This window comes from Acetobacterium tundrae, assembly GCF_008086615.1.
In the GTDB taxonomy this organism is placed as follows: domain Bacteria; phylum Bacillota; class Clostridia; order Eubacteriales; family Eubacteriaceae; genus Acetobacterium; species Acetobacterium tundrae.
The window spans coordinates 54532-81342 of record NZ_RXYB01000007.1 but is presented as its reverse complement, the minus strand read 5'-3'; the positions used below and the strand labels follow the sequence as shown (position 1 = coordinate 81342).

Here is a 26811-nt window from a genome sequence, read left to right as displayed (position 1 = left end):
GTTGTAAAAATTAGGAGGTTCAGATGGCTTTTGAAAATTTATTATCACCAATCAATATCGGAACATTAAAGATCAGAAATCGTGTTGTAATGGGGGCAATGGGTTCCGGAACAGCTAACGAGAACGCTACTGTTTCTGAATGTGAATGTGCCTATTATGCCGAACGTGCTAAAGGTGGGGTCGGTCTTATCATCAATGAGGTAACCCGGGTAAACAACGACACCGGTGTCATGATGCCGAGACAAACATCGGCGGCTACGGATGACTGTATCCCAGGACTTGCCAAATTGGCAAAGGCGGTTCATTTTTATGATGGGGCGATCTTCATCCAACTCCATCATCCGGGGAGACAAACTTCCTGTGAAGCAATTGGCGGGCAGCCAACCATTTCTCCAAGCGGCATTAAGAGCATGCTGACTCAGGCGGACTGTCGGGCAATGAGCAATGCGGAAATAAAAAGCTTTGTCCAGGATTATATCAATGCGGCAGAACGATGCTGTAAAGCTGGCATTGATGGGGTTGAACTTCATGGTGCTCATGGTTATATGCTTAACCAGTTTTTATCGCCGATGACGAATAAAAGAACGGATGAATACGGCGGAAGCACAGAAAATCGTGCCCGTGTGGTAAAAGAAATCATTGAAGGCATTCGGGTTCGTGTCGGTCGCGACTATCCGGTAATGCTCAGAATTTCAGCGGATGAATTTTTGCGCAAGTCAATGTTCCCATTCCAGGAAGACGGATTGTTATTGGATGAAGCGGTGGAAATCTGCAAATATCTTGTTCCTTTTGGCCTTGATGCCATTAATGTATCAGCTGGTATCTATGAAACCATGAATACCGCCTGGGAACCAATTTCCTATCCTGAAGGCTGGAAAATATATCTGGCTGAAGCGGTTAAAAAGGCCGTGGATGTCCCGGTATTTGGTGTCGGCGTAATCCGTAATCCCGATTTTGCAGAAAAAATAATTGCCGCCGGAAAAGTTGACGGCGTCACTATTGCCCGTGGCTTACTGGCTGATCCGGATTGGGTTAAGAAGACGGCTGAAGGACGAGTTGAAGATATCCGACGATGCATTTCCTGTCTAAATTGTATGGATTCCATGATTACCAATGCGATGGAGGGTGAACCGTTTGCTTGTGCAATCAATGCCCGGGCGGCCCGGGAATGGTTCTACAATGATCCGCGACAGGATGGAAATAATCGTCTAGTTGTTGTCGTCGGCGGCGGTCCTGCCGGAATGGAAGCGGCGAGAGCGTTAGCAGAACGACAATTCAAGGTTGTTTTATTTGAAAAAGGAAATGAACTGGGGGGTCAATTGTGTCTTGCCAACAAGCCACCGCATAAAGATAAAATAAATTGGCTGATTGAATATTATGAAATTCAGCTGAAAAAACTTGGTGTCGATATTCGCTTGAATACACCAGCAACCATAGATGTGATTAAAGGATTAAACCCTGATGCTGTTTTTGTTGGTACCGGATCAGCTTCAATCGTTCCTCAGTCGATCAAGGGTATTGATGGGAAAAATGTCTGCACCAGCACCGAGATTCTGGGTGGAAAAGTAAAATTATCCGGTAAGAAAGTAGCCGTAATCGGTTCAGGTATGACCGGTGTTGAAACGGCAGAATTACTTGAAACTCAGAACAATGAAGTTTATGTAGTGGAAATGGCTGATCGAATCGGTCCAGATGCAAGCTGGCAGAGTTTTAGTGATGTCCAGGCCCGTTTGATCGAATTCGGAACCGTTTTTATGCCATCTCATAAGCTGGTTGAAATTTCGAAGGATGCCATCAAACTGGAAAAAGAAGACGGTGAACAAGTGGAATTAGCCGTTGATTGCGTCGTTTTATCTTTAGGGGTAAAGGCCGATCAGACCTTGGCTGACGAATTGGCGGAAAACTTCGATAAAGTGGTGAAAATTGGTGACACGGCAACAGTTGGAAGAATTGCAAATGCGGTTAAGACAGGATTCATAGCTGCTTATCAATTATAGAAATTAAACATTTAAAAGGCTGCTGAAGAATCAATTGATTCTTCAGCAGCCTTTTAATGTTTTAATTAATTATTTAGTTTTCGGTTTGTGCTTCAACGACGCTGCCGCCACAATATTTTTCGCGGAGTCGCGGTTTTTCAATTTTTCCGGTTGGGTTTCTTGGCACAATATCAAATATGATCTGGCGTGGGCGCTTATAGCGTGGAAGCGTAGTACAGAAGTCTGCGATATCCTCTTTTGTACATAGACAATCCGGCTTTAACTCGATGATAGCTGCTGAAATTTCACCCAGTCGATGATCCGGCAAACCAATCACTGCAACATCTTTGATTGCTTCATGGCCATGGAGAAAATCTTCAATCTGGACCGGATATATATTTTCGCCGCCACTGATAATGACATCCTTTTTTCGGTCGACCAGATAAACAAAGCCATCGTTGTCCATTCGGGCCATATCACCGGTAAACAGCCAACCATCTTTGAGAACAGCCGCGGTGGCTTCAGGATCGTTGTAGTAACATTTCATTAAGCCGGGCCCCTTAACGACCAGTTCACCAACTTGTCCTTGGGGAACCGGGGATCCGGATTCGTCAGCAATCATCAATTCCCATTTGTAACCAGGCTTTCCAATCGCCCCAACCTTGTGTATGTTTTCCGTCCCCAGGTGGACACAGCCAGGTCCGATCGATTCGCTCAGGCCATAGTTGGTGTCATAAAGATGGTTTGGAAAGTATTTTTTCCAACGATGAATAAGACTTGGCGGAACCGGCTGAGCACCGATGTGCATCAGTCGCCACTGATCAAGATCATAATCTTCCAATTTTAATTCGTCTCTTTCAATGGCATCCAGAATATCTTGGGCCCAGGGCACCAAAAGCCAGACAATCGTAATTTTTTCTTCCGAAACAGCTCTCAAAATCCATTTTGGTTTAACGGCACGAAGTAAAACGGCTTTTCCGCCGACCAAAAAACTTCCAAACCAATGCATTTTTGCACCGGTATGATACAAGGGCGGAATGCATAAAAAGGTGTCTTCCTTTGTTTGAGCGTGATGATTGTTTTCGGTATAGCATGCCGACATCAGACTGCTGTGGGTATGCAAAATTGCTTTTGGAAAACCGGTAGTGCCTGAAGAAAAATACAGGGCGGCATCATCTTCATCCGCCAGTTTTATTTTTGGTGCCTCAGCTGAATAAGTTACTGAGAGAAGATCATAGCTTTCAGCAAAGGGCGGACAATCCTTACCAACAAAGAATAAGGCTTCCACTTGAGGAATGTTATTCTTTATTGCTTCCATGCGGTCAATGAATTCCAGGCCGAAAATCAAGAAATCAGTTTCTGATAATTCCAGGCAGTATTTTATCTCGTCGGCAGTATATCGATAGTTTAGGGGAACAACAATGGCACCGGTTTTTAATATTCCAAAATAAATTGGCAGCCATTCCAGGCAATTCATTAATAGGATAGCGACTTTATCCCCTTTTTTAATACCTCTGTCCAGCAGGAGATTGGCAAATTGATTTGCCTGGCTGTCAAAATCGCTCCAGGAAAGTTCTCTCCGAAATTTTATTCCTGAAGTCGCTTCAACCAGTTCAAATTCACTCCAGGTGATCTGATGTTTTTCTAATGTCTCCGGATTAATTTCAACCAGGCTGATGTCCTGACCGAAATTTTTGGCATTCTGAGACAATATTTCCGTTATCGGCATTTTTATTTGTTCCTCCTAAAAGTTTCTTTTAAAATTATGGTCTATATGAATCAAAGCAATTATTTCTCTATTCTATTATAGGATGAATATTCAAGTCAAGTGAAACACTTCATTGGAGGCACTTGTCTTAATGTTCTTTATAAAAACATCTTTGTATTTTGGACGAATCAGAAATGGCTGATTTAGGCTTAAACCAGATCATTTTCTTCTAAAGCTAATTTTGCGGCAGGGAAGGGCTCCAAAGCTCGACTGAGGATTCCTTGAACATAGGCAATCAGCATGCCATAGTTTGTTATATACACACCTTTTTGTCTTGCCGTACGGGTTCGATATTGCATTTCCCGGCGATTAAGCATGCAACCGCCACAGTGGACAATGACGGCGTATTCGTCAATCTCTTTTGGATAATGAGCGCCGGCAGCCCAATGAAATTCTATATCGCCGCCGGCAATCTGCCTGATCCAACGGGGAATTTTCACTTTGCCGATGTCATCCGCCTGGCGATGGTGGGTACATCCTTCCACAATGAGTACCTTGTCCCCGGGAACAAGCTGCTCGATCCGTTTAATGCCCTTTACCATTTCGGCAAGATCGGTTTTTTGTCGTGCAAATAGTATTGAAAAAGAGGTTAACGGAATTTCGGGCGGGGTATCGGCGGAGACTTTTAAAAAAGCCTGGGAATCGGTTATGACCAGGGCCGGAGGGGTCTTTAAGCTTTCCAGGGTATGCTTAAGTTCATGTTCTTTGGTGATCATGGCTATCGCATCTTTTTCGATGATATCCCGTATGGTTTGCTGCTGGGGAAGGATGAGACGTCCCTTTGGTGCTGATTTATCAATTGGCGTCACGAGTACAACCATGTCGCCAGAATCAATGAGGTCTCCGACCAGGGCTGGCTCGACATCTTCATAATTGGCATGATCAATGATTTTCTTTTTCAGGGCTTTGATGCCGGTGCCGTCATAAACGCTGGTAAATGAGAGCGGAATTTTAATCGATTTTTGTAATATCTCGATTTCTTCAGATGTGGGGGTGCCTTTATCACACTTGTTTAAGACAAAGACGCTGGGAATTTTTCGTTGCGCGAGTTGATCGATAAAGTCTTTTTCAAAATCGGTAATCCCGGTTTCAATATCGGCGACGACAATAGCAAAATTGCATTTTCGCAGGACCTCATATGTTTTTTCAATGCGAAGCAGTCCCAGTTCACCGGAGTCGTCTAAACCGGCGGTATCAATAAAAACAACCGGCCCAATGGGTAAAAGCTCCATGGTTTTATAAACCGGATCGGTTGTTGTCCCGGCGACATCGGATATAACGGCAACAGGCTGATCCGTTAAAGCATTAATGAGTGAAGATTTTCCCGCGTTTCGTTTTCCAAAAAGACCAATTGCCATTCTGTTGGCCATGGGTGTTTCGTTCATACTATTCATGATTTCTATTTTCCTTCCTTATTTGAGCTGGGTGATGTCAGACGTTCAGGTCTTAAGAGATCATCCAATAATTTTTCATCCATCCAGTTGTTTTCGATAATGATTTCCTTAATTGATTTTCCAGTTTCTTTTAATAATAATGCCGCTTCAGTTGCTTTGTCATAGCCGATATAGTTAGTCAGAGCAGTAAGCATCACGGTACTGTTGTCCAAATTTCGCCGACAGACATCGGCATTAGCCACGATCCCTTCAATGCACCGTTCGGTAAACAAGGGCAGGATGTTTTTTAAAATGTCCAGTGCTTCAAACAGATTTTTGGAGAGCACCGGTAAAAAAGCATTGAGTTCCAACTGCCCGGACATGGCGGCCAGCGTGATGGCCATGTCATTGGCCATAATTTGAAAAGCGGCCTGATTGACGGCTTCAGGAATCACGGGGTTGATTTTCCCAGGCATGATAGAAGATCCCGCCTGAACGGGCGGCAACGTGATTTCGCCAATGCCGGTGTAGGGTCCGGAAGACAGAAGCCGTAAATCATTGGCTATTTTCGAAAGGTTCACGGCCGCTGTTTTTAAGAGTCCGGAAACTTCTACAAAGACGTCGCAGTTCTGGGTAGGATCCATCATATAATCGGTCCGAGCAAGACTGATACCAGTCAGGTCCCGAAGGCGTTCGATCATGGTGAAGATGTAGGAGCGAGGGGCATTCAGTCCGGTTCCGATGGCAGTTCCGCCGATGTTTACCTGGCGCAGCCGTTCTTCCGCTTTGTAAAGACGCCAGCGATCTCGTGAAATGGCTTGAGCCCAGGCACCGAATTCCTGACCAAGAGTGACGGGAACGGCATCCTGTAATTGGGTTCGTCCGGCCTTGATGATTCTTGAAAACGTTTCTTCTTTTTCCTGAAGTGCCGTTTGAAGATTGGCAAAAGACTCAGTGACCGGTTTTAAAAGGCGGATGGCAGCAATACGGACGGCAGTGGGAAAAACATCATTGGTGGATTGATGCATGTTCACATGATCCAGTGGATGGATCAGATGGTAATCCCCTTTCTTTCCGCCTAAATGCTCAATGGCTCTGTTGGCAATGACTTCATTGACATTCATATTAGCAGAGGTGCCGGCACCGCCCTGCATGCAGTCCACCACAAACTGATCTCTAAAAGCGCCCGCCAGAATTTCATCACACGCCAGAATAATGGCTTCCGCCACGTTTTCATCCAGGGACTTAATATTGCGATTGGTGATGGCGGCTGCTTTTTTAATGGTGACCAAAGCTTCCACGAGTTCTTTGTGGATGGGAATACCGGTTATATGAAAATTCTGTAAAGCCCGAACTGTGTGAATGCCGTAATAGGCATTATCTTCTATTTCAAGTTCTCCTAGTAAATCATGTTCTATTCGCATTTTTTCCTCATTTCAAAATTTCAAAAAATAAAAGCTCTCCTTCTGAAAATAGACAGAAAGAGAGCGTAAGAGCAAAAATTACACACTTTGCCAAATGCGCACCTTTCCGGTCAGAAAAATCTTTTCGGTTAGGATAAATATGACAAGCTTCATGCCGGAGAACAGTTTCCTGTGATCAGGCACAAAGTTTTATTAACGTTTACAGTTAATTGTTGGCACTATCTTAGCATTGTTTTTCACGTTTGTCAAAGAAGCTTTATGATACTATTTTGTGCTATTTTCATGAGCTGTTCATAATCAGAAAAAACAGAGGTGAAATTCATCAGGTCAAGATAGATGATTTTGCTGGAATGAAGAGGAAAGATATTTATTTCAACCTTGCTGACAAAACCAGAAGATAAAAAATAAAAGTATTAAAGAGCACGGCTGTTTGTGTGATTATAGCAATAAAATGGGTAAATACGTATTACACAACCAGAGAGGAGGATTAATATTATGAAATACCAAATTGTCAAAGAATTTCCTCATTCTATTATGGAAAAAGGAAAAAGCCCGGTGATTTCTATTTATATTGACACCAAAATAAAAAAACCAGATCGCCTTGAAAATCCCATCTATTTTAAAAATCTTGTGAGAGAAGCGCAGGAGTCTATAAAACATGAGGAAGTGAGAGGGTTTAGAGATCTGTTTTCGCTTTTTAAACAAATGGAGGATGATGCTTTGTTCTGGGAAGGTGCCACAGAAGGCATGGCTATCTTGGCAGATGAAGAAGAATGTATAGTATACAAACTGCCGATTAGTGTAACCAATCGAACCATCGTTGCAGATAGTTTTTATATAAAACCGATATTGAAAAGTTACCAGTTGAATGGCCGCTATCATGTTCTTGGCCTCAATCGGGATAGTTTTACTCTCTATGAAGCAGATCGTTATGGCATGCACAAAATTCATTTAGATGAAAAAGACTCAACGATGGAAGGGGTTTTGGGATCGGAAATAACATCTCGTTATCAAAGTGTTTCCAGAGTAAGCGGAGGAGAATCTGTTTATCGCGGACATGGAGGTGCAAAAGATGAGAGAAACATGGATCAGGAGCGGTTTTTTCGTCACGCTGATGCCTTTGTTCAAGAGCAATATTCAAATCGTTACAAAGTACCGTTGATTCTCGTTGGCTTAGATGAACATCAGGGAGAATTCCGAAAGTCATCAAAAAACTCATACATCATTAATGAAGGTATCAAAAGTGATATTGATTCGATGGATGAAAAAACACTTCATGATAAGGTTCAGGATATTATGAAAGTGATTTTAAAAAAAGAAGTGAAAGAGCGAATGGAAGCATTTACTCAAGCACATTCAAAAGATATGGGATCTGACGATGTTGTTCAAATTGCCAGAGCAATTACCGATAACCGGGTTGGAGCGCTCTATTTAGAGGAAGATAAAGTCCATCCAGGAAGATTCGATAGCAACCACGGCACCATTATAGAGGGCAAATCAGCGGATCATTACATTGGCGATATTTATGATGATATGGCCGAGGCGGTTCTTAGCCGGGGCGGAGAAGTTGTCATCATGGAAAAAGGAGAAATGCCAACTGAAAGAGACATAGCTGCGGTATATCGGTTTTAAAATCATTTTAAAATTGAATGTTGTTGTCAGATGTCAGATAATAGGTAAGGATTAGTTTCTATAGAAAAGAGCTAATCCTTTTTATTTATTTTGAAATAACTGATCAAGAGAACAATAAAAAGATTAATAAAAATATTGACGGTAGCTAGAAGACATGTTAATATATATTAAACATATAAGAATAATATGAATAAAATAAAAAGAAGGAGGAAGAAATTATGGCACCAATTGTTATTAACAATTGGATAATCAGAGTTTTTGAAATTTCAAGTGACTTTACTTTTATAAAAATATGGTATTAATTTATAGAAGTTATTGTTGATATGAGAAGTGCCATTTTCAGTGATTTGATATGAGTGTAGTAATTGTTGGAGGCCATGATCGGATGGTTTGTACATATAAAGAAATTTGCAAACAATATAAATGCAAAGTGAAGGTTTTCACACAAATGCCTGGGGACATGAAAAACATGATTGGAAGTCCAGACCTCCTGGTTCTTTTTACGAACACGGTTTCACATAAGATGGTTCATAATGCAATAAAAAGCGGTGAAAAATCGGGCGCTCAAATTGTGTATTCTCATAGCAGCAGTGCCTGCGCTTTAAACAACATTTTGGCAGATTACTGTTCAGGCAAAAATTGTGTTGAGTGTCAGCATTATAATCAAGGAAAAATTCATTGATTCCTAAAAATTAAAGCCGGTTGTCAATTTAAATTCAGAAAATGATCAGGCCTATTTTTATAGGAATGGTTTGTTTTATAAATTAGAATAGTATTGTATAAGTCTTACCAATTGACTAACAAATGAATTTTCATTATCAAACCATGCGGCAATACGCACTTGATACTCATTATTACTGATTTTGCTGACCAGTGTTTGTGAGGAATCGAAAATAGAAGCAAAAGTGTTGCCAACAATATCGGAGGAAACATACTCTTCTTCAGTATAACCGAAGATTTCAGTGGCTGATGATTTCATGGTTTTGTTAATATCATTGGCAGTTATATTTGATCCCATAACGACAGCAGTAAAGGTAATCAGGCACCCCACTGGAACAGGTACCCTGACGGCTGAACCAAAAAGTTTCCCATTTAATTCAGGGATCACTCTTCCGACTGCTTTTGCAGCTTCTGCTGTGGTAGGGATAATATTATCAGCGGCAGCTCTTGATCTTCTGAAATTTCCTTTTTTCTGTGCATTGTCCAAAAGCATCTGGGTAGAAGTATAACCATGTACTACTAGCATCATGCCACTCTTGATCGTTGCATAGTCATTGAGAATTTTAACCATAGGAGCTAAAGCATTTGTTGAACAGGAAGCGCCTGAAATAATCTTATCTTCAGTTGAAAGCGTGTTTTCATTCACCCCAAAGACAATCGTGGGAATATCAGTTCCTGCTGGAGCAGATATCACAACATGTTTGGCACCGGCAGCCAAATGAGCTTGTGATTTCTCTTTGGAAAGATAAGCACCTGAGCATTCCAGGACAATATCGATATTCAAATTTTTCCATGGTAGTCTAGAAGCATCTTGTTCTTGAAAAAACGGAATTTTAATATCGTCCACTGAAATATAATTGTCTCCTGAATCAACATAATCTGCTAAATCGAACTTCCCTTGTGTGGTGTCAAATTTTAATAAATATGCAGACAAATCCGGTGAGACAATATCATTGATTGCGGCAATTTCAAATTCTGCTAACGAATATAATTGTCGAAAAGTCATCCTGCCAATCCTGCCAAATCCATTAATTGCAATTCTAACGGTCATTTTATAGTCCTCCTTGTGCAAAACGTAAAATTAAACCGATGATTTGTGGGAAAAGCGTCATAACGACGACGGCTCTCACGACTTGTAAAATAATAATATCGGTATTTTCGACGCCGAGATCTGCCGATATAAGGGCCATATCCGATGCGCCTGCAGGAGTGGTGATCAGCATCGCTTCTTTTTGAGTGAAATGGCAGGTATGACTGATCAGCTTGCCTGTTAAAAAACAGTTTACCGTGTATCCGACAACAACAATGAACAATGGTAACAGCAGATATCGTAATTCCAAGATATTGGAACTACTGACTGTACTGCCTAGATAACAACCACTGAGCACCTGGGCGATTTTTTTGGCCCAGCGTGGAATGTAAGCAAAGTCAAAAAATAATTTTAGAACCAACACCGAGATAATTGGAAATACAAAAGTAGCAGATGGTAAGCCGGAGGTATTTCCTAAAAGACCGAAAATTGAGGCGACTGCTAATGTACAAAGAAACGCCTGCCAGGACTTTGTTTTCGATTTCTGGCGCTTTTTAGTATAAGCTTCTCTGGTTGCTAGAGCATTATTTTTTTTGCTGCGTTGATCCCATGCAAAGATAAGACCAGGTAATACAGCGATACCGAGAATTTGACGGGCCAATTGCATAACGGCAACTTTGGGTCCATCAGCTCCCATAGCAACGGCTATGATTGGGGTGTCACTGATTCCACCGGGGACAACGGACATGAGTGAGGTTGTTAAATCCAAAGGACTCGTATAATAAATTAAAAACCCCGCAGTCAGATTTAAAATAAGCAAAGCCATCAGCATGATCATGGTCGGTTTCCAAATTTGAGGTAAACGCTTTACATCACTTTTCTCCATAATGCAGCCAATGAACGCACCGGCAATAATTTGCACAATAATTTTTGTTTGATTTGGCATATAAGCAGAAGCAAAGAAAATATTCAATGTTGCTGCACCGATCATCGAACCAATCAAAAAGCCACTAGGCACTTTTAACTTGTTGAAAATAAAACCCAGGACGCCACCGAATAACAATGTGAGTAAAAGATTAAACACCTACTTTTGCCTCCAATACTGATATTAAATACAATGAAATAATGTTAAATGATATATAAGATGGATTTTGTAAGCACTCTAATGAGCAAATATCTGCTATTTTAGCATCTAATTTATTGAAAAACAATAAAATATGGTGTATTATAAAATGGAAATACATGAAACGCACGAAATAATACGAAATAGTACGAAATAACATAAAGCTTAAAGTGAGGAAAAATGTATGGAAAAGGAAAAGGCGTTTTCAACCCAACAGGTTGCGGATATGCTTCATGTGAGTAAGAGCACAATTTACAAATTGATCCATCAAGATGAAATCAATTATTATAAGATTGGCCGAAAGATACGATTTACCCAGGAGGATATTGATTTCTATATTGGAAAAGCCAGAAATCAGCAGGATGGATTTTTGAAGAAAAGTTTTGCTAATGAAGAGCTTGTTTTCAGCAGATTACAAAGTGAACGGAGTTTTATTATCTGTGGTCAGGATTTAATTCTGGATGTATTGTCAAATTATCTCCGTCTTAACGGAGTACCTGCTTTGCGTGCTTACATAGGCAGTTTTGAAAGTTTGCTTTCCCTCTATCAAGATAAAGTTCAAGTTGCTTCTGCACATTTGTGGGACAGTGATTTGGATGAATATAATGTATCTTATGTTCGGAGATTTTTACCGGGAATACCTTGCATCGTTGTTCATCTAATTGGTCGTATGCAAGGGTTTTATGTAAAACAGGGGAATCCTAAAATGATCAAAGAGTGGTCAGATTTAGGACGTGAGGATATTTCGATTATCAATCGTGAAAAAGGGGCAGGTTCTAGAGTCTTATTGGATGAACATCTACGGTTGCTTGAAATTGACAGTAACACAGTAAATGGTTACCAAAATGAAACATCCTCTCATTTGACTGTGGCCAGTGCTGTCGGTCGAGGTGAGGTCGATGTCGGAGTCGGAAATGAAAAAATAGCCCGGCAAGTTGATAATATTGATTTTATACCAATGCAGAAAGAACACTATGATTTGGTAATAAAAAAATCGATTTGGAACACCCCAGAAGTGAATATAATGCTAAAAATTATTCGATCGAATGAGTTTAAAAAAGAATTTGATAAAATTGGAGGTTATGATGCCAGTCATATGGGTCAAATTGTGATTGAAACTTAGTAAGTTTTGTTTGGAAGTAAAAACATTGAAAATTTTCGGATATTTGAATTAAGATGCCGATACTATAATTCTTATATGAATATCAAATTGAAGAGGGATTGCCAGATTATACAGGGATCACACTGCTGACTGCTTTTGCAGCAGCTACTGTTGATTTCCTGAAAGACCTCTTTGTTCTTTTTACGAACTCGGTGTCCTAGCAATGTAATATAATATCGTGGGTGATGAAAATGCAGATCAATCGATTATTCGAAATAGTATATATTTTATTAGATAAAAAAACAGTGACGGCTCGGGAGCTTTCTGAACACTTCGAGGTTTCACAACGGACTATTTATCGGGATGTGGAAATTCTGAGTCAGACTGGCATTCCCATTTATACTACGAAGGGGAAAGGTGGAGGGATCAGTATCCTTTCGGAGTTTGTTTTTAACAAATCGATCCTTTCGGATACCGAACAAAATGAAATTATTTCTGCGCTTCAAAGTTTGAATGCCCTTAATGGTAGCAACGTTGATCCGATATTGAACAAAATGGCAACACTGTTTAATAAAAACAGTTCAAATTGGATTGATGTGGATTTTTCACACTGGGGCAGCGACGAAATGGAAAAAGAAAAGTTCAAACTAATAAAGACGGGAATTTTGGATAAAAAAGTACTGGACTTTGATTATTACAGTTCTTACGGAGAAAAATCAACGCGATTAATGGAACCGTTAAAACTGATGTTTAAAGGACAAAGCTGGTATTTATATGGGTACTGCAGGTTGAAATGTGACTATCGAATTTTCAAAATAACTCGGATCAGAAATATCAGCATGAAAGATGAGACGTTTGAAAGGGCGACACCTGAAAACATCTGGACGGAAACAGACAGCGGCTATGAGAGTCGGACTGTCAACCTGGTATTGAAGTTTGATGCGGAGATGGCCTATCGTCTGTATGATGAGTTTTCGGCAGAAGACATTAAGATAAATCCGGACGGAAGCTTTATCGTTAAGACCTGTATGCCTGAGGGCAATTGGGTTTACGGTTATCTGATGTCCTATGGGGAACGCGTTGAGGTGCTGGAACCGGAACGGATGAAAAAGAAAATTGCGGAAAAATATGAAAAAGCGCTGAAAAAGTATTTATAATATGACATGCTGGTGTCACATTAGCTGTGCTAAACTGAGTTCATTAAATGAATGAGGTGTACAGAATGAATTATGAAGTAGTTGAACTAAAAGAAAAGAAGGTTGTGGGCTTAACGGCGCGAACGAGCAATCAAGATGAGAACATGACAAAGACCATCGGCGGTTTATGGCAGAAGTTTTATGGAGAAGGGGTTTACGGATCGATTCCAGACAAAAATAACGATTGCAGTATCGGACTGTATTCGAACTATAACGACGGGGCCAGCGATGCCTATGATGTAACAGTCTGCTGTGAAGTTTCTGAAATCAAGGAATTGCCGACTGACTTAGATGCAAAAACCATTGATGCAGGAAAATATGCAAAGTTTGTGGTTCGGGGACATGCTCAAAATGCTGTAGCAGATTTTTGGACTAAGTTATGGGGAATGGATCTTAATCGAAAATTTGGTTGTGACTTTGAAGAGTACCAAGCCGGAGGGGATATGGAAAATTCAGAAATACATGTTTATATTTCTATCAACGAATAATTGGAGCATGATGCTATGAAACATGAGTGGAAGAAACAGGAGAAGTCAATATATTTGCCTAAAGCAGAGCCTGAAGTAATTGATGTTCCGGGTTTCAGTTTTTATGTCATTGAAGGAAAAGGAAATCCTAATGACGAAGAATTTGCAACGGCAATTGGGGTGCTGTACGCCTTGTCATATGGAGTTAAGATGCTGCCAAAAAAAGGAACAATTCCTGACGGCTATTTTGATTACAGTATCTACCCGCTTGAGGGCATCTGGGATTTAAGCGATGAAGCGAAAAAAACAAATGTCTTTAATAAAGATGAGCTTGTCTATCAAATAATGATCCGCCAGCCGGACTTTGTTACTCAAGATCTTGCTGCGGAGATAATTAATCAAGTCAAAAAGAAGAAGCAACACCCTTTGCTGGATAAGGTGAGATTTAAAATCATTGAAGACGGCTTGTCCGTCCAGATTTTGCACAAAGGCTCTTATGACGATGAACCGGCTAGTTTTGGAAAAATGGCAGAATTCTGTAAAGAAAAGGGATTAGTGAGAGCACAACTGACACATCGGGAAATATATATTACCGATGCAAGAAAAACTGACAAAGAAAAATTAAAAACCGTATTAAGGTATTCAGTGAAAGCTGGAAAATGAATTAATAAGAATTTTTGTCTTTACATAATTTTAAGATAAGATGCGTCATAGAGAACAAGAGTTACTGGTTCTTTATGGCGCACTTTCTTTGTGCGAAAGTGATAAGAAAAAAAGGTTTATATTTGGTTGAAGACTATGTTTGGGAAAGATAAGACAAATATTTGAGTTTGTTTTCTATAAATTTTATAGCAGCTGAAAAGACAGGTGTAAAAAAACAAAAAAATATGCTATAATAACGTCAGATTAATTTATAAGGAGGTTAACGAATAATGATAAACATTGCTTCACGTATTGATCAACTGCCGATGACACCTATGTTAAAGAAAATTTTGCTTTTAACGGGTATTGGCTGGATGTTTGATGCTATGGATCAGGGGATGGTATCAGGTGTTATGGCTGCCATCGGCAAGGAGTGGGTACTGAGCACTGGCCAAATCGGATTGCTGGGCAGTATTGGCATGCTTGGCATGATTTTAGGTGCCGCACTGTCGGGAATGGCAGCGGATAAATGGGGCAGAAAATCCGTAATCATGTGGACTTTGGTTATTTATGGTATCGCCAGTATTCTTTCCGGTTTTGCGGTCAATTTTACAATGCTATTAATTTTAAGATTTTTAACCGGTTTCGGTCTTGGCGGTGAATTGCCTGCCGCATCGACCTTGGTAAGTGAGTATTCTCCAACAAAAATACGAGGCAGAAATGTTATTTTATTAGAAAGCTTCTGGGCCTGGGGCTGGATCATTGCTGCCTTTGTGGCATATATGCTTATTCCGATATATGGATGGCGGATAGCATTCTTTGTTGGCGGAGTTCCGGCACTTTTTGCGGCCTTCTTCCGAATGGCTGTTCCTGAATCGCCACGTTATCTGCAATCAGTCGGAAAAACAAATGAAGCTGAAGATTTGGTGATGAAGATGGAAAAACAGGCAAATATCACCAGTCAGGCAAAAAGTGACCAAACAGAAGAAAGGACCGATAATAATATAAAGACATCATTTTTCGATTTATGGTCAAAAAAATATATCCGTTCTACAATTGTATTATGGGTCATATGGTTTGGCATTAACTTTGGATATTATGGTTTTGTTTTATGGACACCTTCTCTTCTTGTGGCGAGAGGGTTTGATCTTACAAAAAGTTTTGAATTTACACTAATCATGTGCTTGGCTCAGCTCCCGGGATATTTTAGCGCCGCTTATCTGGTTGAAAAAGTGGGCCGAAAAAAAGTGCTGGCGATTTACTTTGCCGGAACGGCATTGTCAGCATGGTTATTCGGACAGGCCGGAAGCGTAGAACAAATATTAATGTTTGGTTCAATGCTTTATTTCTTCAGTTTAGGTGCCTGGGGATGTGTTTACGCCTACACACCGGAAGTCTATCCAACTTTATTTAGAGCTGCCGGATCTGGATGGGCAGCCGCATTCGGACGAATTGGGGCATTCATAGCGCCTTTTATTGTACCGGTTATCTACAACTACTATGGAACCGATATTGGCTATCGAAATGTGTTCATCATGCTGACATTGGTATTTGCAATTGTCACACTGGTCGTTATCTTATTTGGAAAAGAGACGATGGGAAAATCATTGGAAGAAATTAGTGGAGACACAAGTTTGACATGAAATAGTTGAATGTTTAAAAGAAACTGCAGATGAAGTGTAAAAGTAAGATTTTAAGATAACAACAACATCAGTTACTGGTATGAGCGAGCATACCAGCAGCAATGATCTTTTATTGTCTCCGAGACCGATTTGTCGATAATTTAAAGGGACTGTGAAAACAGTCCCTTTAAATTATTACATTGCCTGGGAATGATTAATTGTCTGTGCCATTTTTTCGATTTTTTCAGGCATCGGTTTAGCGGGTGGTTTATTATCTTTTTCAGTCGCTTTTGCTACCATTTTCATGATTAATTTATGTGAAAGTTTCATTTTGTCGGTTCGAAACTCGCCACCAAAATTTTCGATTGAAAGGGCGGTTTTTATTAAGTCTTCAGGGAAAGCGTTTTTAACACTCTCATTAAAGTTTTCAGCACTGCCGCAGGAGATAAAAAAGCCAAGATTCTTCTTTTTCAGTGAATCTGCATTTGCAAGACAGTATTCTTTAATTCTTTTCTGAATCTGGCCCATGTAAATGGATCCCCCGATTAAAATTGTATCATATGCTTCCAATGGCGGAACAGGATCGGTGTTAATATTTACAAGAAGGACATCGCCAGCTAATTCGTTGGAAAGCTTCGCGGCACATTCCTGGGTATAGCCATAGGTGCTGGCATAAAGGATCATTGTTTTCATAAGATGATATTCCTCCAAAAAAATTATTTAATTTGATAAAGCGTTTTCGATGGATTTCAAATAAGCTTTACTTGTAACGGTTGCGCCACTGACTGAGTCCACCAGCGTATTTTGCTTTTCAATGACATTATTGATTAGTGCATTGGTTACTTCAGGTTTTTCAAACTTTACGGATTTAATTACGTTAATTTGAGTAATCTTTTTTTCACTAACAGTTACTTCTACTTCATTGCTCCATCTTCCGCCTTGATAACTTCCGGTATAAACACCATCTGAAACTTGTGTGGGATCCACGGAATTAATTACTAAATTTTTGCCTGATTCTAAGCCATTGCTTATATAGAGGATACCACCGCCAATGGCCAATATAATCACACCAAGGATAACCAAGATAATAATGAGTGCTTTTTTCATTTGATTTGACCTCCATTTTCCATTTTCTCTAAATTTGATAACATTTTTTCAAGAACGGACCGAGTTGTCGCCATTTCGTCTTCTGAGATACCATCAAACAAATTTTTTGTAAAATTAGAGGCTTTGAATTGGGTCTCTTTTCTAAAAGAATCAATTTTAGCTGTTAATTTAATCCGTGTGACTCTGGCATCTTTCTCATCTTTTTCTAAGGTAAGGAATCCCTTTTGTGCCAGTTTTAGAGCAACCTGTTTGACATTCTGATGAGAGTTGCCCATTGCTTCGGCAGTTTCTTTGATTGTGGGAGCGTAATCAAAAGATTTTTGAATAATAGCGGTAAGGAACCATTGTTTTGCAGTTAAATCTTGTTCTTTAAGATCTCTTTCAAGTAAAGTGTTCATCTGATTTGAGACAATTTGAACAGAACCAAAGACAAATTGCCGATCAGCCATAGCATCAATATTTTTCAAATAATACCTCCAAAATTCTATTAAGGTAATGTGTTACCTTAATAGATGATACATTACCTTTATTTGCATGTCAATAGTTTTTTAATTAAAAAAATTGAAAGGGTTTGCAGTGAAGTTAAGGGTATACAGTATCATTTTATATGGTATTATAAAAAAACAGATAAAAAAGGAGAAATTCGATGCCAAAAATAGGAATGAGAATTTTCAAAACATTTATTGCAGTTTATGTATGTTTTCTAATCTATCTGCTGCTCGGGAAACAGGGAGATCCCTTTTATTCCGCTATTGCAGCAATTTTATGTATGCAAAATTATGTTTCCAATAGCTTTAAGGTGGCTGCGAATCGTACTGTTGGAACTTTTATCGGTGGGATCATGGGAATGTGTCTTTTGATTTTGGAGAAAAGCTTTTTACCAACGGATCTGCCGGTGTTACAATACTTTATCGTTTCATTGTGCATTATTCCATTGATATATTTCACGGTACGGGTAAAAAAATCGACGGCGTCTTATATAACCTGTGTTGTATTTTTGAGTATTACGGTAGTACATGGCGCTGATGTTAATCCGTATATGTTTGCGATAAATCGAATGATTGATACGTTAATTGGTATTTTTGTTTCCCTTGGCATCAATGCTTTTCATTTACCGCGAAGGAAAAATAAAAGTGCATTATTTGTGACGAATTTAGATAGAACCTTGCTGAACTCGAAAGGTGAAATCAATAATTATTCTAAGTTTAAATTAAATACAATGATCAACCGGGGGGCTTTGATCACCATTGCCACAACCCGGAGTGTCGAAACCCTGTTGCCGCTTATAAAAGACTTGGAAATGAAGCTCCCTGTTATCATCATGAACGGAGCGGCACAGTATGATCTCAAAAAATCGACGTATCTGCAATGTAAAACGATGAATTTCACAACGGCGTTACGGGTAATTGGAGTTTTTGACAAACTGGATCTAAACTGTTTTACCCATACCATCATCAATGATGTTTTACATGTCTATTATACTAAGCTGGTAAACCCCGCAGAGGAAAAGCTCTATCACTCTAAAAAACGGCTTCCAGAAAAAAGTTATGTCTGTGGCGATTTGCCGAAAAATCAGGATGTGCTTTCAATTGTTGCCGTGGACCAACTTGAAACAATAGAAAAATTAATTGATATATTCATGAGTCTAGACATAGCACCTTTAATTAATGTTTCATACTATGTTGATGAAGCACATGAAGGATATTATTTTATAGAAATAACCGGTGCTGAGGCATCGGTAAAAAATGCAGTAATGGAAATGAAAGAGCATTTGTCAGCAGATAAGGTCATCGCTTTTGGTAATGATGAGAAAAATATTCCTTTGATAGAGGCGGCCGATTTTGGTTATGCTGTCAAAAACGCAACAGCTGAATTGAAAAGAACAACCTCACGGATCATTGGCGATAATGACAGCGATTCAGTGGTAAAGACCATTGAAAAACATTTTTATCTCAGACCTTTTGGGCGAAATAAAGAGGATGTTTAATAAAATGCAGAAATAGCGATCGTATAGATATCTCTGATACAAAATACTAAGTGATGACCATGCAGCGTTACTTTGGTACTTACATACGATACCGAATAAACACAATTGACACTACATGTGGTATATGATAAAATAACAGACAACTAAATATGATGATATTGGGGCTGCACTTGATAGTGCGGCAAAGGAGAAGCAGGTGTAAGCCCTGCACGGTCCCGCCACTGTAATGGGATGTTTTTCACAGAACAAATAGGGAAACCTGGAAAGCAGTGAAGAATTTTTCCTAAGTCAGATCACCACCCATATTATTTGCACAAACACTCTACGCGTGATAGAGGGTGTAAGAACCATGAAAATAATCTTATGATGGCCTCTTGACACTTTGTCTGGAGGCTTTTTGTTTGAGTGAAGATAAATGAGTCAATCACAAGCTTGCTTGTAGCTAGTTTGAAAAGGGTTATACCAAGAAAGAAGGAAAGAAAAGAGCATGATTACTAAAATTAAAAAAAGAGATGGAAGAGAAGCACCTTTTAATATTGAAAAAATTGCAAATGCTATTTTTAAGGCATCAAGTGCCCTGGGGGGCGAAAACTATAATACCGCCATGTCTTTGGCTGAAAGTGTAACTCTCTATATTGAAGAGGAATTGGACAATAAGAAGCCGACCGTTGAGGAAATTCAGGATGCCGTGGAGATGATTCTCATTGAAACCGGCCATGCCCGGACAGCTAAGGAATATATTCTTTATCGGGCTGAACGGACACGGATTCGCGAAATGGATACCCGGCTGATGAAAATATATGAAGGGCTCACTTTTAAAGAGGCAAAAGATAATGATATAAAACGTGAAAATGCCAATATTGATGGCGATACCGCGATGGGAACGATGCTGAGATATGGTTCTGAGGGAGCGAAGCAGTTTAATGAAATGTTTGTGTTGAAACCAGAACATTCAAAAGCCCATAAGGATGGTGATATTCACATCCATGATATGGATTTTCTGACACTGACAACTACCTGCTGTCAAATTGATTTAGAAAAATTATTCAGAAATGGATTCAGTACGGGACACGGGCATTTGAGGGAACCGAATGATATTCAGAGCTATGCCTCGCTCGCTTGTATTGCCATCCAATCGAATCAGAATGATCAGCACGGCGGACAGAGCATTCCCAACTTTGAATATGCAATGGCTCATGGGGTAAAAAAAACCTATGCCCGTCTTTATCGGGAAAACTTAGCCAAGGCAGTAAGTCTGCTGACAGAAATGGAAGACGTTTCGGCCAGCGTCAAAAATATTTGTGGTGAGATTAAAGCAGAAACTGGGTTGATTCCGGCTTTGGATGATTCGAAAAACTATCAGGAATATGAAGCTAAAAAGTTATCACAGTGGATCGATGATGCGGATGTTATGATAAAGGTCCAGGAGTTTGCAGTAAAAAATGCTGAAAAAGAAATTGACCGAAGTGTTTATCAGGCGATGGAGGCTTTTGTGCATAACCTCAATACTATGCACAGCCGGGCAGGGGCTCAAATTCCCTTTAGTTCGATCAACTATGGAATGGATACATCCACAGAAGGCAGACTGGTGATTAAAAATCTGTTGCTGGCGACCGAAGAAGGACTGGGAAACGGAGAAACCCCGATTTTTCCCATACATATTTTCAAGGTGAAAGAAGGCGTGAATTACAATCCCGGGGATAGAAACTATGATTTGTTTAAACTGGCATGCAGAGTCAGTGCCAAAAGGCTGTTTCCCAATTTTTCCTTCCAGGATGCCCCTTACAACTTACAGTATTATCAAGAAGGCCATCCAGAAACAGAGATTGCCTATATGGGATGTCGAACCCGGGTGATCGGAAATGTTCATGATAAATCCAGGGAGATCACCTATGGAAGAGGAAATTTAAGTTTTACGACGATCAATTTGCCAAGAATCGCAATCGAAAGCAATCATGATATCGCATTATTTTTTGAAAAACTGGCAGCCAAAGTCGATCTGGTCATTGACCAACTGATGGAACGGTTTGAAATTCAGGCACGAAAGAAAGTAAAAAACTATCCGTTTTTAATGGGTCAAGGGATATGGATAGACTCGGATAATCTTACAGAAGAGATGGCAGTACGGGAAGTGCTGAAGCACGGCACATTGAGCGTGGGATTCATTGGTTTGGCAGAATGTTTGAAGGCGCTAACCGGAAAACATCATGGTGAGTCGCAAACAGCCCAATTACTGGGCCTTAAAATAATTGGCTACATGAGAAAAAGAATGGATGAAGAAAGTGAGCAGCGCCAACTGAACTTCAGCCTTCTGGGAACTCCGGCGGAAGGAACCGCAGGGCGATTTGTTAAAATGGACCAAAGCAGATACGGCAGTATCCAGGGAGTAACCGACAGAGAATATTACACCAACAGTTTTCATCTGCCGGTTTATTATCAGACAAGCGCATACGAAAAAATCAGGCTGGAAGCTCCTTATCACGAATTAACCAATGCCGGGCATATTACCTACATTGAAATGGATGGAGACCCTCTTCATAATCTGGACGCTTTTGAAAAAATTGTCCGGGCCATGAAAGAAGCTGGAATTGGCTACGGCTCCATCAACCACCCGGTGGACAGAGATCCGGTTTGCGGCTACACCGGCATTATCGGGGATGAATGTCCGCAATGCGGCCGACCGGAAGACGATGAAATGAGATTTGAACGAATCAGAAGGATTACCGGATATCTCGTTGGAACCCTGGACCGCTTCAATGACGCGAAAAAGGCAGAAGAGAAAGATCGGATCAAACATTTCAATTGTGAAGGCAGCAACGAAAATAATATTGAACAGCTATGAATAACCAAATAAAAATTGCCGGGATTGTTAAAGAATCGATTGTCGATGGTCCGGGGATCCGGCTTGTCGTCTTTGCCCAGGGTTGCCCCCATCATTGTTCTGGTTGTCATAACCCCGGAACCCATGATTTTAAAGGCGGACAATGGGTGGCTATTGATGCCATCATCAGTGAAATGAAAAAGAATCCACTTCTGGATGGGATAACCTTAAGTGGGGGAGAACCGTTTGAACAGGCCGAGGCTTTTGGCGAACTGGCTGAAAGAGCCGAGGTTTTGGGCTATCATGTGATGACATACACTGGCTATACGTACGAAACACTTTTGGAAAACAGTGACAAAGCCTGGCATGATCTATTAGAAAGAACTGATCTATTGGTCGATGGAAAATTTCAGATAGAGAAAAAGAGCATGATGTTAAAATTCAGAGGATCGAAAAATCAAAGAATCATTGATGTAAAAAAATCGCTTTTATTAAAAGAGACCGTGTTGAGTGAGATATAAGAGCAGAAAATTGGGTAATCATAATACTAAGAAAAAGGATTGCTGAGGATACCAATAAGCCAGGATACTAATTAATTATTATTGAAAATGAGATGAAAAATTATGAAACAAGCATTCTGTTATGAAACAGAGCTGGGAAAAGTTGTCATTGCTGAAAACGGGATGGCTGTTACCCAATTGTATTTTGGAGAAGAAATTTCAGAAGGGCTGACAGTCAATGAAACGTCGCTACTGAAAAAAGCGCATCAGGAGCTTGAAGAGTATTTAAACGGCAAACGAAAAAGTTTTGATTTGCCGCTTTCACCTGAAGGGACGGTTTTTCAGCAAAAGGTTTGGAAGGCCCTGCAAAGTATTCCTTATGGGGAGGTTTGCTGCTACAAAGACATTGCCATTGCCATTGGCAATGGCAATGCGTCCCGGGCGGTTGGCGGTGCAAACCACAATAATCCCATTGCCATCTTTATTCCCTGTCATCGCGTGATTGGTTCAAGTGGGGCCCTGGTTGGCTATGCCGGCGGAGTTGATTTAAAAGAAAAGCTGCTCGAATTGGAAAAAAATTATAATTTCAAATAAGGGGTACCGACCCAAAATGATATAAAACTAAGGAAGTGAGAAATTTGGCAAGAAAAATCAATGGGTTTATATATTGGACGCCAAGAATCTTGTCTATTCTGTTTGTTATTTTCATTGGTTTGTTTTCTCTGGATGTAATCACGCCAGAACTCAGCATTGGAGAAATCATCCAGGGATTGCTGATACACAATGTTCCCACATTTGCTTTAATTATTATTTTGGCGATCGCCTGGAAATTCGAAATCATTGGCGGCATTGCTTTTATTGTAGCAGGAATAGCTTATATAATTATGGCTTTACAAGGGGGTATCCCCTGGTATATTGCCATTTCCTGGAGCTTGACGATTGCCGGACCAGCGATTTTAATTGGAATATTGTTTTTGCTTAATTGGCATTTAAAAAGAAAAACTTGACTAAGATTAACAGTTGATCGGTATGACAGTTGGTTGGCAACCTAAATTAATTTGAATTGATTTAGGTTTAAAAGATGCTATAATATTGATGCGTAGATAAAAACACAGTTCTGGCCGGTAGTCCAGACGCAGAAAGTTTCTGTCAGTAACCTGCCTCCTATGGTTGTCCCTTCTTCGCTAGTAATTTTAGGAGGAAGAAGATGGATAAAATTGTTGGTTCGTTGACAGTTTTTTTTGAGGAACCCTTTTGGGTGGGTGTTTTTGAACAAATTGATCAGGGTGTGCTCAGTGTTGCCAAGGTAGTTTTTGGCGCGGAGCCAAAAGATTATGAAATTTATGATTTCTTGTTGAAAAAATATGACACGCTTACTTTTAGTATGTCGAAAATTCAAGTTGAGGATCAAAAGACAACTATCAATCCCAAAAGAATGCAAAGGGAAATCAGTCGCCAGATGGAAAAAAAAGGAATTGGAACGAAAGCACAGCAGGCGCTGAAATTAGAGCATGAGCAGAAGATAATCGGCAGAAAAAAAATGAATCGTTTGAAGACTGAAGAAGAAAAACTGCGACAATTCGATTTAAGACAAGAAAAGAAAAAACAAAAGCATAAAGGACGATAAAATTATAAAAATAGTTGTGTGATTAAGTTACTGTTTAAATGAAAAAACATAGTTATAATAGGCTCATAAAACAAATCTAAGAGATAAAGGAGATAAATAAAATGAGCGTAGTTACAATTACAAAAGATAATTATGAAATGGAAGTCGTACAGTCAGACAAACCGGTATTGTTGGATTTTTGGGCATCATGGTGCGGACCCTGTAAAATGGTTTCTCCTATTGTAGATGAAATAGCAGAAGAAGTTGGTCTGGTAATAAAAGTTGGAAAGATTAATGTGGATGAACAACCGGAATTGGCTGCTCAGTTCAAGGTAATGAGCATTCCGACGCTTGCAGTGGTCAGAGGCGGTGTGGTGGTTAAAAAATCAGTAGGAGCAAAGCCAAAAAAAGATATTTTAGAGATGCTGGAAGCATAAAGCAAAATAAGCAATATTGAAAATTGACAATTTTAAAGCCAATTATTTTATCAGCGTGATAAATAATTGGCTTTAAACATGATTAGATTATTTCCTTTAGCTGAACCGCGTCAATGACTTCGATTTTACCGCGTGAAAGTTTTATATAGCCTTCTTTTTCAAAATATTTCAACATCCGGGAAACGACTTCACGGGCAGAACCAATATATTTGGCAATTTGTTCATGAGTCATGACGATGGTGTTTGATCCACTTCGGGATATTTCGTCCAGCAAAAAATTTGTCAGTCGTTTATCAAAACTTAGAAAGAGAATTTGCTGTATTGTCCACATCACATCTGAAAAGCGATCAATGGTGGATTTATAAGAAAAGTTCTCGGCATAGATATTTTCATTGCAAAGCTGTTGAAAAACAGCGGAGTTGATTGAAATCAACTCACTGTCTTTTTCAGCATCAATATGGACATCGAAGGTAATATTCTTTAAAATACAGGAAGCTCCCGATAGGATGCAAACATCGCCAGCCCCTAATCGGTACAGGGTAATATCCCGGCCATCTTCGGATAAAATATACGTCCGTAGTTCACCGCTTTTAATCAGCAGAACACCGACACAGTCGTTATTGCCATGATGAATATTTTCACCGCGTTTATAGTTCGTATATATTGAATTTCCCAGAATCAGCGATTCTTGCTGGGGAGTTAGCTTATCCCAAAAGCTGAAAATTGATTCAACCAATCCGATATCTTTTTCATTTACCATTTTTACTGCCCTCACTTAAATATTATTTTTTAGTATATCATATTTTCAACCGTAATGATGCGGGTATCAATATCAAAAGCTCAATAGAATTGTGCTTTTTAAATATAAAATAAGAAAGATTAGCAGATTGTAGTTAATTAAGGGGGATTTCCGATGCGCAAGGATATAAAAACAGATCTTGAATTAAGAAAATTGGCGTCAAAAGATTTAACGCAATTCAACGATATTTTAAGATATGCATTTCAGGTTACAGATGAACAATTATTAAAAATAGGATGGAAACAGGATGAAATTAAGCGTTCGAAATTTCCCATATTAGAAAAGGCAGAGGTCGTCGGCTGGTTTGAAGGAGAAAAGTTGGCGGCTCAAATTGCAGTATATCCACTCGAAGTGAACATCAGAGGGAATATTTACGATATGGGTTACATCACCGGTGTTGCCACCTATCCTGAATATATGGGCTTGGGTTTAATGTCAAGGTTAATGAAAGAAAGTCTTGAAACCATGCGAAAACAAAAACAGAGCATTTCGTTTCTATATCCTTATTCAATTCCGTTATATCGTCACAAGGGTTGGGAAGTTGTATCGGACAAAATGACCTATCGTATCCGGGATAATCAGTTACCCAGAGATATTGATGTCCCCGGCAGGGTAAGACGGGTATTCCTAGACAGTGAGGATCTTATCGATTTACATGATAACTATGCAAGACAAACCCATGGATGCCTGATCAGATCTGAATTAGTTTGGGAAGAATACTGGCGTTGGGATGTCGAAGATGTAACGGTTGCTATCTATTATAACGAGAATAACAAACCATTCGGTTATTTAGTTTACCTTATCGAAAATGATGTTTTTCATGTCAAGGAAATGGTTTACTTAAACGAAGAGGCAAGGAAAGGTCTGTGGGGCTATATCGCGGCTCATGAATCCATGATTAATGAAGTGGTTGGTAATAATTATAATAATCATACCGTATCTTTTCTATTTGGGGACAGTGATCTGAAAGAGAATATCAGACCCTATATTATGGCACGAATTGTAGATTTTGAGGAGTTTATTAAACAGTACAACTTTGTTAATGTTGAAATTAATGATACGATCACCTTTAATATTAGAGATTCGGTGCTGGATTGGAATAATCAAAGCTTTACACTCCGGTTTAATAAGGGGTCAAAACCGGTATTGATTGACGGCCGATCTGAAAACTGTGTGGAATTGAATATCGGAGTTCTAACAACAATGTTATTGGGCTATAAGCGACCAACCTATTTAAGAAAAATAGAACGATTAACTGCTAACGATAAAACAATCACATTACTTGAAAATATTATTCCAAATGATAAGATTTACTTTTCTGATTATATATAACATTTGAAATTTTACATAAAATTAGGTGGAAAGGGGCTTTGGCAATAGCCTCTTTTTTAGTGCTTTATTCTTTCAGACAGGTAACTTAAAAAAGAATAACTCAAATAAAATCAATGGTTATAAATGCGAACCGATATTCTGTTGTTT

The 26811-nt window shown here is 39.6% G+C and carries 25 protein-coding genes and 1 riboswitch; of the genes, 16 read left to right on the top strand and 9 right to left on the bottom strand.

Going from position 1 to position 26811, the window contains the following annotated elements; all coding sequences use genetic code 11:
- Positions 1-23 precede the first annotated feature (23 nt).
- Entirely contained in the window at positions 24-1997 is a 1974-nt protein-coding gene (locus FZC40_RS07570) for an NAD(P)/FAD-dependent oxidoreductase (RefSeq protein ID WP_148603300.1), read from the top strand.
- A gap of 73 nt (positions 1998-2070) precedes the next feature.
- On the opposite strand, the gene FZC40_RS07565 is transcribed toward FZC40_RS07570, so the two are convergent.
- The 3 genes from FZC40_RS07565 to FZC40_RS07555 all read right to left on the bottom strand — a co-directional run bounded on the left by FZC40_RS07565 (position 2071) and on the right by FZC40_RS07555 (position 6541).
- Positions 2071-3705: a class I adenylate-forming enzyme family protein gene (locus FZC40_RS07565; protein ID WP_148603299.1), complete on the bottom strand. Its 1635-nt coding sequence runs from the start codon at positions 3703-3705 to the stop codon at positions 2071-2073.
- A 188-nt stretch (positions 3706-3893) separates the two neighbouring features.
- A complete protein-coding gene (gene hydF, locus FZC40_RS07560; protein WP_207706705.1) occupies positions 3894-5138 on the bottom strand; it encodes a [FeFe] hydrogenase H-cluster maturation GTPase HydF in 1245 nt (414 codons plus the stop codon).
- A gap of 5 nt (positions 5139-5143) precedes the next feature.
- Positions 5144-6541, bottom strand: coding sequence for an aspartate ammonia-lyase (locus FZC40_RS07555; RefSeq protein ID WP_148603298.1), 1398 nt, complete (start codon positions 6539-6541; stop codon positions 5144-5146).
- Between the two features lie 495 nt (positions 6542-7036).
- Between FZC40_RS07555 and FZC40_RS07550 the strand changes: the two genes are divergently transcribed.
- Positions 7037-8173, top strand: a complete 1137-nt coding sequence (locus FZC40_RS07550) for a baeRF3 domain-containing protein (RefSeq protein WP_148603297.1) — start codon at positions 7037-7039, stop codon at positions 8171-8173.
- A gap of 352 nt (positions 8174-8525) precedes the next feature.
- Positions 8526-8855 carry a DUF2325 domain-containing protein gene (locus FZC40_RS07545; RefSeq protein WP_148603296.1) on the top strand — a complete coding sequence of 110 codons (330 nt, stop codon included), beginning with the start codon at positions 8526-8528 and terminating at the stop codon, positions 8853-8855.
- Between the two features lie 75 nt (positions 8856-8930).
- On the opposite strand, the gene FZC40_RS07540 is transcribed toward FZC40_RS07545, so the two are convergent.
- Both FZC40_RS07540 and FZC40_RS07535 read right to left on the bottom strand, forming a co-directional pair.
- On the bottom strand, positions 8931-9944 hold the full coding sequence (locus FZC40_RS07540) for a type I glyceraldehyde-3-phosphate dehydrogenase (protein ID WP_148603295.1): 1014 nt from the start codon (positions 9942-9944) through the stop codon (positions 8931-8933).
- A 1-nt stretch (position 9945) separates the two neighbouring features.
- Complete coding sequence (locus FZC40_RS07535) at positions 9946-11007, bottom strand: AbrB family transcriptional regulator (protein WP_148603294.1); 1062 nt, start codon at positions 11005-11007, stop codon at positions 9946-9948.
- Between the two features lie 223 nt (positions 11008-11230).
- On the opposite strand from FZC40_RS07535, the gene FZC40_RS07530 reads away from it, so the two are divergent.
- The 5 genes from FZC40_RS07530 (at position 11231) to FZC40_RS07510 (ending at position 16096) form a co-directional block, all read left to right on the top strand.
- Positions 11231-12169 carry a substrate-binding domain-containing protein gene (locus tag FZC40_RS07530; RefSeq protein WP_148603293.1) on the top strand — a complete coding sequence of 313 codons (939 nt, stop codon included), beginning with the start codon at positions 11231-11233 and terminating at the stop codon, positions 12167-12169.
- A 230-nt stretch (positions 12170-12399) separates the two neighbouring features.
- Positions 12400-13305, top strand: coding sequence for a helix-turn-helix transcriptional regulator (locus FZC40_RS07525; RefSeq protein ID WP_148603292.1), 906 nt, complete (start codon positions 12400-12402; stop codon positions 13303-13305).
- 65 nt (positions 13306-13370) lie between these two features.
- Positions 13371-13832, top strand: a complete 462-nt coding sequence (locus FZC40_RS07520) for a GyrI-like domain-containing protein (protein WP_148603291.1) — start codon at positions 13371-13373, stop codon at positions 13830-13832.
- A gap of 15 nt (positions 13833-13847) precedes the next feature.
- Entirely contained in the window at positions 13848-14474 is a 627-nt protein-coding gene (locus tag FZC40_RS07515) for a GyrI-like domain-containing protein (protein ID WP_148603290.1), read from the top strand.
- 269 nt (positions 14475-14743) lie between these two features.
- Entirely contained in the window at positions 14744-16096 is a 1353-nt protein-coding gene (locus FZC40_RS07510; RefSeq protein ID WP_148603289.1) for an MFS transporter, read from the top strand.
- Between the two features lie 174 nt (positions 16097-16270).
- Here FZC40_RS07510 and FZC40_RS07505 read toward each other — a convergent pair whose 3' ends face one another.
- The 3 genes from FZC40_RS07505 to FZC40_RS07495 are packed head-to-tail and all read right to left on the bottom strand — an operon-like array spanning position 16271 to position 17649.
- Complete coding sequence (locus FZC40_RS07505) at positions 16271-16768, bottom strand: flavodoxin domain-containing protein (RefSeq protein ID WP_148603288.1); 498 nt, start codon at positions 16766-16768, stop codon at positions 16271-16273.
- 27 nt (positions 16769-16795) lie between these two features.
- Positions 16796-17182, bottom strand: coding sequence for an FMN-binding protein (locus FZC40_RS07500; RefSeq protein WP_148603287.1), 387 nt, complete (start codon positions 17180-17182; stop codon positions 16796-16798).
- The gene (locus tag FZC40_RS07495) at positions 17179-17649 is read right to left on the bottom strand and encodes a MarR family winged helix-turn-helix transcriptional regulator (protein ID WP_243135777.1); all 471 of its coding nucleotides are present in this window, start codon (positions 17647-17649) and stop codon (positions 17179-17181) included. The genes FZC40_RS07500 and FZC40_RS07495 overlap by 4 nt, the downstream gene beginning before the upstream one ends.
- A gap of 179 nt (positions 17650-17828) precedes the next feature.
- On the opposite strand from FZC40_RS07495, the gene FZC40_RS07490 reads away from it, so the two are divergent.
- From FZC40_RS07490 to trxA, 7 genes are all read left to right on the top strand, one after another.
- Positions 17829-19169 (top strand): HAD hydrolase family protein, encoded by a 1341-nt coding sequence (locus FZC40_RS07490; RefSeq protein WP_243135776.1) that lies wholly within the window; start codon positions 17829-17831, stop codon positions 19167-19169.
- 142 nt (positions 19170-19311) lie between these two features.
- Positions 19312-19487, top strand: a riboswitch (cobalamin riboswitch).
- 169 nt (positions 19488-19656) lie between these two features.
- The gene (locus FZC40_RS07485) at positions 19657-22011 is read left to right on the top strand and encodes an anaerobic ribonucleoside triphosphate reductase (protein ID WP_148603286.1); all 2355 of its coding nucleotides are present in this window, start codon (positions 19657-19659) and stop codon (positions 22009-22011) included.
- Positions 22008-22511: an anaerobic ribonucleoside-triphosphate reductase activating protein gene (gene nrdG, locus FZC40_RS07480; RefSeq protein WP_148603285.1), complete on the top strand. Its 504-nt coding sequence runs from the start codon at positions 22008-22010 to the stop codon at positions 22509-22511. Before FZC40_RS07485 ends, nrdG begins: the two co-directional genes overlap by 4 nt.
- A gap of 102 nt (positions 22512-22613) precedes the next feature.
- Entirely contained in the window at positions 22614-23084 is a 471-nt protein-coding gene (locus FZC40_RS07475; protein ID WP_148603284.1) for a methylated-DNA--[protein]-cysteine S-methyltransferase, read from the top strand.
- Between the two features lie 44 nt (positions 23085-23128).
- Entirely contained in the window at positions 23129-23497 is a 369-nt protein-coding gene (locus FZC40_RS07470) for a DUF7670 domain-containing protein (RefSeq protein WP_148603283.1), read from the top strand.
- A gap of 200 nt (positions 23498-23697) precedes the next feature.
- Positions 23698-24117, top strand: coding sequence for a YjdF family protein (locus tag FZC40_RS07465; RefSeq protein WP_148603282.1), 420 nt, complete (start codon positions 23698-23700; stop codon positions 24115-24117).
- Between the two features lie 101 nt (positions 24118-24218).
- Positions 24219-24533 carry a thioredoxin gene (gene trxA / locus FZC40_RS07460; protein ID WP_148603281.1) on the top strand — a complete coding sequence of 105 codons (315 nt, stop codon included), beginning with the start codon at positions 24219-24221 and terminating at the stop codon, positions 24531-24533.
- Between the two features lie 82 nt (positions 24534-24615).
- Here trxA and FZC40_RS07455 read toward each other — a convergent pair whose 3' ends face one another.
- On the bottom strand, positions 24616-25293 hold the full coding sequence (locus FZC40_RS07455; protein ID WP_148603280.1) for a Crp/Fnr family transcriptional regulator: 678 nt from the start codon (positions 25291-25293) through the stop codon (positions 24616-24618).
- A 153-nt stretch (positions 25294-25446) separates the two neighbouring features.
- Between FZC40_RS07455 and FZC40_RS07450 the strand changes: the two genes are divergently transcribed.
- Positions 25447-26664: a GNAT family N-acetyltransferase gene (locus FZC40_RS07450; protein WP_148603279.1), complete on the top strand. Its 1218-nt coding sequence runs from the start codon at positions 25447-25449 to the stop codon at positions 26662-26664.
- Positions 26665-26811 lie beyond the last annotated feature (147 nt).

What these genes read in the sequence shown, in the direction of transcription:
- FZC40_RS07570 (WP_148603300.1), top strand. Translation starts at nt 24, where the DNA reads ATGGCTTTTGAAAATTTATTATCACCAATCAATATCGGAACATTAAAG.
- FZC40_RS07565 (WP_148603299.1), bottom strand. Translation starts at nt 3,705, where the DNA reads ATGCCGATAACGGAAATATTGTCTCAGAATGCCAAAAATTTCGGTCAG.
- hydF (WP_207706705.1), bottom strand. Translation starts at nt 5,138, where the DNA reads ATGAATAGTATGAACGAAACACCCATGGCCAACAGAATGGCAATTGGT.
- FZC40_RS07555 (WP_148603298.1), bottom strand. Translation starts at nt 6,541, where the DNA reads ATGCGAATAGAACATGATTTACTAGGAGAACTTGAAATAGAAGATAAT.
- FZC40_RS07550 (WP_148603297.1), top strand. Translation starts at nt 7,037, where the DNA reads ATGAAATACCAAATTGTCAAAGAATTTCCTCATTCTATTATGGAAAAA.
- FZC40_RS07545 (WP_148603296.1), top strand. Translation starts at nt 8,526, where the DNA reads ATGAGTGTAGTAATTGTTGGAGGCCATGATCGGATGGTTTGTACATAT.
- FZC40_RS07540 (WP_148603295.1), bottom strand. Translation starts at nt 9,944, where the DNA reads ATGACCGTTAGAATTGCAATTAATGGATTTGGCAGGATTGGCAGGATG.
- FZC40_RS07530 (WP_148603293.1), top strand. Translation starts at nt 11,231, where the DNA reads ATGGAAAAGGAAAAGGCGTTTTCAACCCAACAGGTTGCGGATATGCTT.
- FZC40_RS07525 (WP_148603292.1), top strand. Translation starts at nt 12,400, where the DNA reads ATGCAGATCAATCGATTATTCGAAATAGTATATATTTTATTAGATAAA.
- FZC40_RS07520 (WP_148603291.1), top strand. Translation starts at nt 13,371, where the DNA reads ATGAATTATGAAGTAGTTGAACTAAAAGAAAAGAAGGTTGTGGGCTTA.
- FZC40_RS07515 (WP_148603290.1), top strand. Translation starts at nt 13,848, where the DNA reads ATGAAACATGAGTGGAAGAAACAGGAGAAGTCAATATATTTGCCTAAA.
- FZC40_RS07510 (WP_148603289.1), top strand. Translation starts at nt 14,744, where the DNA reads ATGATAAACATTGCTTCACGTATTGATCAACTGCCGATGACACCTATG.
- FZC40_RS07505 (WP_148603288.1), bottom strand. Translation starts at nt 16,768, where the DNA reads ATGAAAACAATGATCCTTTATGCCAGCACCTATGGCTATACCCAGGAA.
- FZC40_RS07500 (WP_148603287.1), bottom strand. Translation starts at nt 17,182, where the DNA reads ATGAAAAAAGCACTCATTATTATCTTGGTTATCCTTGGTGTGATTATA.
- FZC40_RS07490 (WP_243135776.1), top strand. Translation starts at nt 17,829, where the DNA reads ATGCCAAAAATAGGAATGAGAATTTTCAAAACATTTATTGCAGTTTAT.
- FZC40_RS07485 (WP_148603286.1), top strand. Translation starts at nt 19,657, where the DNA reads ATGATTACTAAAATTAAAAAAAGAGATGGAAGAGAAGCACCTTTTAAT.
- nrdG (WP_148603285.1), top strand. Translation starts at nt 22,008, where the DNA reads ATGAATAACCAAATAAAAATTGCCGGGATTGTTAAAGAATCGATTGTC.
- FZC40_RS07475 (WP_148603284.1), top strand. Translation starts at nt 22,614, where the DNA reads ATGAAACAAGCATTCTGTTATGAAACAGAGCTGGGAAAAGTTGTCATT.
- FZC40_RS07465 (WP_148603282.1), top strand. Translation starts at nt 23,698, where the DNA reads ATGGATAAAATTGTTGGTTCGTTGACAGTTTTTTTTGAGGAACCCTTT.
- trxA (WP_148603281.1), top strand. Translation starts at nt 24,219, where the DNA reads ATGAGCGTAGTTACAATTACAAAAGATAATTATGAAATGGAAGTCGTA.
- FZC40_RS07455 (WP_148603280.1), bottom strand. Translation starts at nt 25,293, where the DNA reads ATGGTAAATGAAAAAGATATCGGATTGGTTGAATCAATTTTCAGCTTT.
- FZC40_RS07450 (WP_148603279.1), top strand. Translation starts at nt 25,447, where the DNA reads ATGCGCAAGGATATAAAAACAGATCTTGAATTAAGAAAATTGGCGTCA.